Origin of the sequence: Halomonas sp. BC2 (assembly GCF_002078115.1) — a bacterium.
Lineage (GTDB): Bacteria > Pseudomonadota > Gammaproteobacteria > Pseudomonadales > Halomonadaceae > Vreelandella > Vreelandella stevensii.
On sequence record NZ_LFGT01000009.1, the window covers coordinates 427,573 to 438,112 of the forward strand.

General features: G+C 59.1%; 11 protein-coding genes. 3 read left to right on the forward strand and 8 right to left on the reverse strand.

The window, feature by feature from the left end; translation table 11 throughout:
• Positions 1–493 (forward strand): phosphotransferase (locus B7L71_RS08390; RefSeq protein ID WP_170919462.1); only part of this gene is annotated, 493 nt, incomplete at its 5' end.
• Between the two features lie 54 nt (positions 494–547).
• Here B7L71_RS08390 and B7L71_RS08395 read toward each other — a convergent pair.
• Positions 548–1,123, reverse strand: a complete 576-nt coding sequence (locus B7L71_RS08395; RefSeq protein ID WP_170919463.1) for a hypothetical protein — start codon at positions 1,121–1,123, stop codon at positions 548–550.
• A gap of 325 nt (positions 1,124–1,448) precedes the next feature.
• On the opposite strand from B7L71_RS08395, the gene folE reads away from it, so the two are divergent.
• Positions 1,449–2,000 (forward strand): GTP cyclohydrolase I FolE, encoded by a 552-nt coding sequence (folE, locus tag B7L71_RS08400; protein WP_212636741.1) that lies wholly within the window; start codon positions 1,449–1,451, stop codon positions 1,998–2,000.
• 132 nt (positions 2,001–2,132) lie between these two features.
• Positions 2,133–3,590: an NAD-dependent succinate-semialdehyde dehydrogenase gene (locus B7L71_RS08405; RefSeq protein WP_081137270.1), complete on the forward strand. Its 1,458-nt coding sequence runs from the start codon at positions 2,133–2,135 to the stop codon at positions 3,588–3,590.
• A gap of 48 nt (positions 3,591–3,638) precedes the next feature.
• Here the strand turns inward: B7L71_RS08405 and purH are convergent, their stop codons facing one another.
• The 7 genes from purH to B7L71_RS08440 form a co-directional block, all read right to left on the reverse strand.
• A complete protein-coding gene (gene purH / locus B7L71_RS08410) occupies positions 3,639–5,219 on the reverse strand; it encodes a bifunctional phosphoribosylaminoimidazolecarboxamide formyltransferase/IMP cyclohydrolase (protein WP_081137272.1) in 1,581 nt (526 codons plus the stop codon).
• Between the two features lie 61 nt (positions 5,220–5,280).
• Positions 5,281–5,604, reverse strand: a complete 324-nt coding sequence (gene fis, locus B7L71_RS08415) for a DNA-binding transcriptional regulator Fis (protein ID WP_016913715.1) — start codon at positions 5,602–5,604, stop codon at positions 5,281–5,283.
• Positions 5,601–6,641, reverse strand: a complete 1,041-nt coding sequence (gene dusB / locus B7L71_RS08420) for a tRNA dihydrouridine synthase DusB (RefSeq protein ID WP_081137274.1) — start codon at positions 6,639–6,641, stop codon at positions 5,601–5,603. The genes fis and dusB overlap by 4 nt, the downstream gene beginning before the upstream one ends.
• Positions 6,642–6,740: 99 nt before the next feature.
• Positions 6,741–7,655 (reverse strand): 50S ribosomal protein L11 methyltransferase, encoded by a 915-nt coding sequence (gene prmA, locus B7L71_RS08425; protein ID WP_081137276.1) that lies wholly within the window; start codon positions 7,653–7,655, stop codon positions 6,741–6,743.
• Between the two features lie 126 nt (positions 7,656–7,781).
• Positions 7,782–9,122, reverse strand: coding sequence for an acetyl-CoA carboxylase biotin carboxylase subunit (accC, locus tag B7L71_RS08430; protein ID WP_081137278.1), 1,341 nt, complete (start codon positions 9,120–9,122; stop codon positions 7,782–7,784).
• 30 nt (positions 9,123–9,152) lie between these two features.
• Positions 9,153–9,614: an acetyl-CoA carboxylase biotin carboxyl carrier protein gene (accB, locus tag B7L71_RS08435; RefSeq protein WP_081137280.1), complete on the reverse strand. Its 462-nt coding sequence runs from the start codon at positions 9,612–9,614 to the stop codon at positions 9,153–9,155.
• A gap of 325 nt (positions 9,615–9,939) precedes the next feature.
• On the reverse strand, positions 9,940–10,540 hold a 601-nt coding region (locus B7L71_RS08440), incomplete at its 5' end, for a thioredoxin family protein (RefSeq protein WP_139790090.1).

Here is a 10,540-nt window from a genome sequence, read left to right on the forward strand (position 1 = left end):
CAAGTACCAGTCCCGGGCCTACCAAGCCGTGGTGGAAAAGTTGATGGGGCACTTGGAGCGCGTGCAGCTAAGCCCCGACGCCTATCTGCGGGCTCATGGTGACTGCCATCTGGGTAATATCCTGGGGCGGGATGATGACTTTACGCTGGTGGATTTCGATGACTGCCTGATGGCGCCCGCCATCCAGGATGTCTGGATGCTGCTGCCTGTAGACGACCCTGAGCTGTGGCGTGGGCAGCTGGGTGAGTTGATCGAAGGATATGAAGAGGTAAGGGCATTCCCTGAGCATGAGTTGGCGTTGATCGAGCCATTGCGCGCCTATCGCTTGATTCGTCACGCGGCCTGGCTGGTATCGCGCTGGGATGATCCGGCTTTTCCTGCTGCTTTTCCCTGGGTGACAGAGCGAGGGTACTGGGATCAGCACATTCGTCTGCTCGAACAGCAGGGCCTGCAGCTGGAATCGCCTGTATGGCTTGCTGGCGGCAATCGTTAAGCTGGCCAGGCGCCGCCAGGCCAGCCTGTTCACGCCGTTGCTGGGATCGTCAGCTTATTGGTTGCCTGCGGGTGCCTGGTCTGGGTCGGGGCGTTCGTTGGGAATAGGGTTGGCGACGCCATCTCCATTGGCCTGCCGACGCGTTGCATTGATCTCGGCGGAGGGGTTGTCCTGCGCATCAATGCTTACACTCTCGTCCAACGTCAGTAAAAAGCGCTGGCCGGGAGTAAGCTCGCAGTTACCCGACGGGCACTCTATCCCGTATTGCCCATCCATCGCGTAGGTGCTGGCGGCAAACGTTCCCGAATAGATGGCGCTTTCACTGCCTTCGGTCTCGATACAAGTAGCATCTTGCGTGGTGATACGTATCCGCTCGCCGCTCAGTTGGGCAGTAGCCACCATCAGGCAATACTCTGGCAGCTCGTGTGAGCTACCCTCGGCCTGGGCAGGGTGAAGGAGAATGTCGTTGTGACGAGCGTGCTGGCTATCGAAGCGCAGGGATTCGACCACCTCTACGCCCACGCTGGCACCACTGGGCAGCGTCAGTTTGGGTTCTGCTGCAAGCACGGGGGTGATGATCGCTGTGCCCATCAAGGCCGTTAGCCAATAGGCTGATAATTTAAATGACATAATTGGATCTCAAATAGTGCACCCGCCTATTTGGCAGGAAAATTGTGCCTTTATAATAGCACAGCACCGATAAGCACGAAGGGGGGTGCGTGTCACTCTGCCACAGCCACTTCATGTGCGTTAGAATAGGCAGTTGCATTACTGCGTTGTGCATAATTTATTTTAAGGTATATTTTCTGTATAAGTTTTTGCTCGCGGCGGGTAAGGCAGTCATAGGGCTGACCCATGAAAGGGCTTTGATGTCTGTGCCGAGCCACTCGTGGCGAGACAGATTCCCCAAGGCGATCCAGTAAAAGCGAACACGCACCGAATGAAGAGGCCTAATATGACCGACGAAATCGCCCAGCATTACCGTCAAATTATTACTGCCCTGGGAGAGAATCCTGATCGCGAGGGGTTGCGTGATACACCCAAGCGCGCTGCCAAGGCCATGCAGTTTTTGAATGCGGGTTACCAGCAGTCGTTGGAAGAGCTGGTCAATGGCGCTGTCTTCGAGTCGCAAACCGATGAAATGGTGCTGGTGAAAGATATCGAGCTCTACTCCATGTGTGAGCACCATCTGCTGCCTTTCATTGGCAAATGTCACATCGCCTATCTGCCGAGCGGTAAGGTGCTGGGGCTGTCCAAGTTTGCACGTATCGTGGATATGTATGCACGTCGCATGCAAATCCAGGAAAATCTGACCCGTGAAATTGCCGAAGCGGTGCAGCAGGTCACTCAGGCCAAAGGGGTGGCCGTCGTGGTCGAAGCTCGCCATCTGTGCATGATGATGCGTGGCGTCGAGAAGCAGAATTCGAGCATGACGTCGTCGGTCATGCTAGGGGGCTTCCGCACCAACCAGGCAACGCGGCAAGAGTTTTTGACGCTCATCAGCTAAGGTCGATACGCACTCAGTTAAGGTACGATACGTACAAGGATTCCTGACGAGAACTTGGTCAAGAATGCCATTTCGTCTTAGCATGAAGAGGTCAATGAGCCTGCAAGGCCATCCTCTGGTCAGGAGTTTGTCATGGAAGTGCTGAGAGAAACACAGCTTTACTGCCCATTTGCCTATATCGACGGCAGTTGGGTAGCCGCCGACAGCGGCGAGCAAATCAAGGTGGTGAACCCCGCTACGGGTGAGCTCGTAGGTGATATGCCCAATCTGGGCAAGGCAGAAACCGAGCGTGCCATCGATGCTGCGTACGCTGCACTGCCTGCCTGGCGCGGAATGACGGCGCAAGAGCGTGCCGACGTGTTGATGAAGTGGCACGACCTGATGATGGAGCATCAGCAGGATCTCGCCATGTTGATGACCCATGAGCAGGGTAAACCGCTCAAGGAAGCCGCCGGCGAGATTGCCTATGCGGCCAGTTTTTTACGCTGGTTCGCCGAAGAAGCGCGTCGAATCTACGGCGAAACCATTCCTGCAGCCAAAGCCAATCAGCGTATCGTGGTGACCAAGCAGCCTGTAGGGGTCGTGGGGGCCATTACGCCATGGAACTTCCCGGCGGCGATGATTACCCGTAAAGCCGGTGCTGCCTTGGCAGCGGGCTGTACCATCGTTGTAAAGCCTGCCAGCCAGACGCCGTTCTCGGCGACGGCCTTGGCACTGTTGGCCGAGCGGGCGGGCGTGCCGCGCGGTGTGTTCAACGTCGTGCCTGGGCGTGCGGCAGATATTGCCGAAGCGCTCACTCACTCCTCTAAAGTGCGCAAGATCACCTTTACAGGCTCGACCGAGGTAGGCAGCCAGTTGATGGCCCAAGCCGCTGAGCACGTTCAGAAGATTTCGCTGGAATTAGGCGGCAACGCGCCCTTTATCGTGTTTGAAGACGCCGATCTGGACGCTGCCGTCGAAGGCGCCATGGCCGCCAAGTTCCGTAATGCGGGGCAGACGTGTGTCTGTACCAACCGCTTCCTGGTGCAGTCCAGCGTCATCAATGCGTTTTGCGAGAAGCTGGCCGTGGCCATGAACAGCGAGCTGAAAGTCGGTGACGGGACGCGAGAAGGGGTCAATATTGGCCCGCTGATCGATGAAAATGGCGTCAAAAAAGTCAGTGAGCACGTTCAGGACGCCATCGACAAGGGCGCCGAGCTGTTGCTAGGGGGCCACCCGCATCCATTGGGGGGGAATTTCTTCACGCCCACGTTGGTCAGCTTTGCCAACGACAGCATGCAAGTGGCCCAGGAAGAGACGTTCGGCCCCTTGGCAGCGGTGTTCCCCTTCGATGAAGAGGAGACGGCGGTCGAGATGGCCAACGATACCCAGTATGGTCTGGCCGCATATTTTTATTCGCGTGATCTGGCCAGGGTGTGGCGCGTGGCCGAAGCGCTCGAGTATGGCATGGTGGGGATCAACACCGGACTGATTTCAAACGCGGCCGCACCCTTTGGCGGTGTCAAGGCATCCGGCTTGGGGCGTGAAGGAGGGCATCAGGGGCTGGAGGAGTACCTGGAAACCAAGTACCTGTGCATCGATCTGGGGTGACCCTCAAAAAAACCCCCTGCGAAGTGCTTCGCAGGGGGGGTTAAAGGCTTAGTGACGGAAGTGGCGCATGCCGGTGAAGACCATGGCAATGCCCGCTTCGTTGGCCGCATCGATGACTTCCTGGTCACGCATTGACCCACCCGGCTGAATCACCGCAGTGATGCCAGCCGCCGCGGCGGCATCGATGCCATCGCGGAACGGGAAAAAGGCATCCGACGCCATGACGGAGCCAGGCACCGTGAGCCCTTCATCGGCTGCTTTGATCCCCGCAATTTTGGCAGAGTAGACGCGGCTCATCTGGCCTGCTCCCACGCCAATCGTCTGGCCAGCCTTGGCATACACGATCGCGTTGGACTTGACGAACTTGGCCACGCGCCAGGCAAACGCCAGATCACGCAACTCTTGCTCGGTGGGCGCACGCTCGCTGACCACCGTCAGCTCCGCTTCACTGACCATACCCTCGTCGCGCTCCTGGACCAACAACCCGCCATTGACGCGCTTGAAGTCGTAGGCAGCCTGCGGTTGGCCTGGCCAATGTGCGCTGACATCCAGTAGGCGAACGTTCTGTTTTTCAGCCACGATAGCGGCCGCTTCATCGCTTACCCCGGGGGCAATGATGACTTCCACGAACTGACGATCAACGATGGCGCGGGCGGTGGCGGCATCCAGGGCGACGTTGAAGGCGATAATACCGCCAAAGGCGCTGGTAGGATCGGTGGCAAACGCTTTGTCGTACGCTTCCAGAGCGCTGGCGCCCACCGCTACTCCGCAGGGGTTGGCGTGCTTGACGATGACGCAGGCGGTGTCATCGAAAGCCTTGACGCACTCGAAGGCGGCATCGGTATCGGCCACGTTGTTGAAGGAGAGCGGCTTGCCTTGCAGCATGCGAGCGGTAGACACGCTGGGCTCGCTGGCCTCGGGGTCGACATAGAAAGCTGCCTGCTGGTGCGGGTTTTCACCGTAGCGCATGTCCTGCTTCTTGTGCAGTTGCAGGTTGAACGTGCGCGAGAAGGTGGTTTCTTCGCTGGCCACCTTACGGCCCAGGTAGTCGGCAATGGCGCCGTCATAACCCGCCGTGTGTTCGAAGGCCTTGACGGCCAGGTCGAAACGCGTCGGCTGAGTCACCTGGCCGCCATGCTCGGTCAGCTCGTTCAGCACGCGGGAGTAGTCGTCCGCGTTGACGACGATAGTGGTGTAGGCATGGTTCTTGGCGCAGGCGCGCACCATGGTAGGGCCACCAATATCGATGTTCTCGATAGCGTCTTCCAGCGTGCAATCCGGTTTGGCGATGGTGGCAGCGAACGGGTAGAGGTTCACCACGACCATGTCGATGGGGCTGATATCGTTATCGGCCATCACGGCGTCGTCCTGACCGCGACGGGCCAGAATGCCACCATGGATTTTGGGGTGCAGGGTCTTGACCCGGCCGTCCATGATTTCCGGAAAACCGGTATGTTCGGAGACTTCGGTCACGGGGACGTCGTTCTCTTGCAGCAGTCGGTAGGTGCCGCCGGTCGAGAGCAGTTCGACGCCATGCTTCACGAGGCCCTGTGCGAACTCGACAATGCCGGTTTTATCGGAGACGCTCAGCAGGGCGCGGCGGACGGGGGTAGCGGTGCTATCAGCCATGGGAGTGCTCATGTATCAGGTTCAGGGTTGGAACAGCCAGGTTTAAAAACGGCAACGCCCCTTAAGGGGCGTCACGATCGATCAGTCCATACAGCTTGAGTTTCTTGCGCAGCGTGCCACGGTTCAGGCCCAGCACGTCGGCGGCACGGGTCTGGTTGCCGTCGGTATGCTCCAGTACACAGGCCAGTAGCGGTGCCTCCACTTCGGCCATCACCATGGCATACAGGTCCGATGCCTGACCTCCATCAAGGTGCTCGAAGTAGCGACGCATGGCCGTTTCCACGGCTTCCCGCAGCGGTTGAGGTTGGGCCGTGGTCGCCGGGTCCGCCAGGGTGCCCGCCAGTGGCGATGAGCTTTCGCTTGAGAGCAGGTCGCGTTCAGTCATGCGGCATGGGTTCCTTTGGCTAGCAAGCGCTGGGAGGCGCTATGGGTCATGGCGTCATCAATCCATTGAAACTGCGCATCAGGTGATGCGAGCGCATTGAACTGCTGCTTCAAGCGGCGCTGCTCGGTATGGGTAAAGCGTGAGTCTTCATCGAGGTACCAGCCCACATGCTTGCGCGCAATGCGCACGCCCATGGTATCGCCGTAGAACGCGTGCAGGGCGTGCAGGTGCTCGGTCAACACCTGGCGGCGCTCTGCCAGCTCAGGGGCGGGCAGGTGCTCGCCATGGGTCAGGTAGTGAGTGATCTGCTGGAAGATCCACGGGTTGCCCTGGGCGCCACGACCAATCATGACCGCATCGGCGCCGGTATGGCGCAGCACGCGGGCCGCCTTCTCTGGCGAAGTGATGTCGCCATTGGCAATGACGGGAATGGTGAGTCGTGACTTGATCTCGGCGATGGTGTCGTATTCGGCTTCGCCTGTGTAGCGCTGCTGGCGGTGGCGTCCATGCACGGCCAATGCCTGTATGCCTGCCGATTCGGCCAATTGGGCAATGCGTACCCCATTGTTGGAGTCGGCGCACCAGCCCGTGCGGATCTTGAGCGTCACGGGAATATCGACGGCATTGACCACTGCGTCGAGAATCTCGGCCACCAGGGCTTCATCGCGCAGCAGCGCGGAGCCAGCGGCCTTGTTGCAGACTTTCTTGGCGGGGCAGCCCATGTTGATGTCGATGATCTGCGCGCCCAGTTCGGCATTCAGGCGGGCGGCTTCGGCCAGCATCTGCGCATCGCCACCGGCAATTTGTACCACCCGGGGTGCAGGTTCACCCTGATGATCCATACGCAGCTGGGATTTGCGCGTGTGCCAGAGCGAAGGATCGGACGTGACCATTTCACCCACCACCCAGCCTGCCCCCAAACGCCGACATAGCTGCCGGAAAGGGCGATCGGTGACACCGGCCATGGGCGCAAGTATCACGGGGTTGGGCAGTTGATAAGGCCCAATCGCAGGGGGCTGGATAGTCATCATGGTCATGGCGGTGCACTTTGATAGTCATGAAAACGACGAATAGTGCGTTTCAAGGGGGCGTATGATACGCCTACTCGCCGAAGTAATGAAGGCAAAGCCAGCAAATTATGCGGGTCTCCAGCCGGTCAAGCGTACCCAGCCTTCACGCAGGGTCGGCTCTTCCATGATAAGTCCTTGGGCTTCATAGGCGTCCAGTACGTCGTTGGCCTGTTTGGCAAGAATGCCCGAGAGCGCAATGTGGCCTCCGGGTGCCACGTGGCTGGCAATCATACCCGATAGTTCGACCAGCGGGCCGGCCAGAATGTTGGCCGTCACGATAGGGTAGGTCTGGTCATCGGCCAGTTGCTCAGGGTAGTAAAGTGACAAGGCCTGTTCGGCAATACCGTTGCGCTGCGCATTGTCGCGACTAGCTTGCAGCGCCTGCGGATCGATGTCGGTGCCGTCGGCGCTGGACGCCCCCAGTTTCAGCGCAGCAATGGCCAGGATGCCGGAGCCGCAGCCCACGTCCAGCACGCGCTGGTGGGTCAGAACGCCTTTTACTGCTAGCTCATCGAGCCATTCCAGGCAGAGAGCCGTCGTGGGATGGGTGCCGGTGCCAAAGGCCAGGCCGGGGTCCAGGATCAGGTTCACCGCCTCTGCTTCTGGGGGCTCCAGCCAGCTGGGCACGATCCACAGCCGCTGGCCCATGCGTAGGGGGGTGAAGTCATCCATCCATTCCCGTTCCCAGTCCCGGTCGGCCAGCAGCTCGTACTCGATGGTAGGGCAGGGTTCGCCCGGCATGTGTTCTGCCCAGGCGGCCTCGATACGCTCCAGCATCTCGCTGATGCCATCAAGGTCGTCATACAGTCCCGTCAGGACGGTGTCTTGCCAGAGCGGCGTGGTGCCACGCTCTGGTTCGAAGACGGGGTCGTCGTGGGCATCCTGAAGGCCGATGGCCGTAGCACCCTCGTCCAGCAGCAGCTCTTCAAGAAGCTCGGCCTGCTCAGGAGCAACGTGCGCTTTTAATTGCAGCCAGGGCATGAGAAGTCTCCACGGGGTCAGTGAATAGTCATGAAACGCTCACGGGGTGGCAATCGCCACCCCGCGTAGACAACCTGGCGTTACTCCGATGAGGAGGCGTCAGGTTTGCAAGCATCAGGTCAATAACTAGCTGCTCAGCTTCTTTTCCAGATAATGGATGTTGACGCCACCCTGGCGGAAATAGCTGTCTCGAACCAGGTCTTTCTGCAGGTCGATGTTGGTTTTGATGCCTTCCACCAGCAGTTCGTCCAGCGCATTGCGCATGCGGGTCAGCGCAATGTCGCGATCGGCGCCCCAAGTGATCAGCTTGCCGATCAGCGAATCGTAATGCGGTGGAACGGTGTAGCCCGTGTAGAGGTGCGAGTCCATGCGAACGCCCAGGCCACCTGGGACGTGGAACAGCGTCACTTTGCCAGGAGACGGCATGAACGTGCGGGCGTCTTCGGCATTGATACGGCATTCGAAGGCATGCCCATTGAGCTGCACGTCTTCCTGGCGAATCGACAGCGGCATGCCGGCGGCGATGCGCAGCTGCTCCTTGACGATATCCACGCCGGTGACCATCTCCGTCACGGGGTGCTCTACCTGGACCCGGGTGTTCATCTCGATGAAGAAGAACTCACCCTCTTCGTAAAGGAACTCGAAGGTGCCGGCGCCGCGATAGTTGATCTCGATACAGGCCTGACGGCAGGCTTCCAGAACCTTGGCGCGTGCCTCGGGGTCCAGGCCGGGCGCTGGGGCCTCTTCCAGCACCTTTTGGTGGCGGCGCTGCAGGGAGCAGTCCCTGTCGAACAGGTGAATCGCGTTACCTTGGCCATCGGCAAGTACTTGCACTTCGACATGGCGAGGCTTCTCGAGAAACTTCTCCATATAGACCGTGCCGTCACCAAAAGCAGCATGCGCTTCGGTGCGGGTCACGGTAATGGCAGACAACAGGTGCCCTTCGGTATGCACCACGCGCATGCCACGCCCGCCGCCGCCCGCCGCGGCCTTGATGATCACCGGGTAGCCAATGCGGCGCGCTGTGGCGATGTTGGTGGCATCGTCATCGCCCAGTGGGCCATCCGAACCGGGAACCGTCGGTACGCCTGCTGCCTTCATGGCCTCGATGGCGCTGACCTTGTCGCCCATCAAGCGAATGGTCTCTGCGCGGGGGCCGATAAAGGTAAAGCCAGAGCGTTCTACCTGCTCGGCGAAGTTGGCGTTCTCGGAAAGGAAGCCATAGCCCGGGTGAATTGCGCTCGAATCCGTCACCTCAGCGGCGCTGATCAAGGCTGGGATGTTCAAGTAGGATTGCGCGGAAGCAGCAGGGCCGATGCAGACGGCTTCGTCTGCCAGGCGAACGTGCATCAGCTCGCGGTCGGCTTTGGAGTGAACCGCTACGGTCTTGATGCCTAGCTCTTTACACGCTCGCAAGATGCGTAGGGCTATCTCGCCGCGGTTCGCGATAAGTACCTTGTCCAGCATGGGAGAGTCCACCCGTATCGTAATGAAAGATTAAGCGAGGACGATCATGGGCTGATCGAATTCCACCGGCTCGCCATCTTCCACCAGAATGGCTTCGACCACGCCATCACGGTCGGCTTCGATCTGGTTCATCATTTTCATGGCTTCGACGATGCACACGGTGTCGCCTTGCTTCACGGTGTCGCCAACTTCAACGAAGGCCTTGGCGCCTGGGGCCGGGCTGCGGTAGAAAGTGCCGACCATGGGGGAGTTGACGGCTTCACCGCGATAGCTGGCACCTTGGGGTTCCGCTTCGGTGCTGGGGGCGCTTGGCGCAGGAGCCTGCGGCGCGTATGCGGGCTGGGCGTATTGCGGCATTGGCTGTGGCTGCCAGCTGACTCCATTCGGATGGCGGCTGATACGAACCGATTCTTCGCCTTCCTGAATTTCGATTTCGCTGATGTTGGACTCTTCCAGCAGCTCGATCAGCTTTTTGACCTTACGAATATCCATCTATATAGCCCCAAACGTTAATCAATAAAACACAACGCAGCAGGTTGAACCTGTCTGCTTGCGTGCGGCGCAGTAAACCTGATTTTAAAACGAGGAGAACGCTGCACGATGGTGAACGTTACCCCTGTGTCAACGCTAAAAGATGAGCTTTTTAGCAAATATGGCTGCGGAGTTTGCCGAAAAAGTAACGCACTGTCCAGTGGTTGCCTCAGACGTGGCTAATTTCGCAACTTAAACGACCGTTTGACGACGTTGGCGACAAAGCGCTAAAAAAATGGCCAGCGCACCGTACTGCGCTGACCATGTCATTCAGACTAGTGCAAGGCTAACCTTGCTGCCACCGCTTGAGTGAATCGAGGTGCTGCGTTAGTGCTTGTGCCGTGACTTCGCCCTGTATACGTGCGTCGCGCACTTCTTCGCCTTGATGAAAGAACAGCAGGCTGGGCGGGCCAAACAGGTCGAAATGATTCAATAGCTCTCTGCTGTTTGCGTTGGTATTGGTAACATCGACTGCGACACGCTGAAAATCGTTCAATTGCGCGGCTACTTGCGGATTGGGATAGACGTCTCGCTCCATTAATTTACAGGATATGCACCAGTCGGCAGTGAAGTGTACGAAGACTGGCTGATCGGATTGAGCAGCTTGTGCCAGCTGGGTTTGTAGCTCGCCCAGCGTACTAACCGTTTCAAACGGTAGTGCCGTTTCAGTGGTGGTGGTCGAGCTGCTGCCCAGCGTCAATGGGCGTAGTGGGTTGGTGCCACCCTGAGCCGCCCCCAGTACCAGGGCTATCCCCCAGGCAAGCAGCATCAGGCCCAGGGTTTGGCGTGCCTTGGCCCAGCCCGACGCGTGCTGGAGCGTCAAGGCTCCCAGCGTCAGGGCAGTCCCGATCGCCAGCGCTGCCCAGAGCAGCAGGCCGATGGAAGGT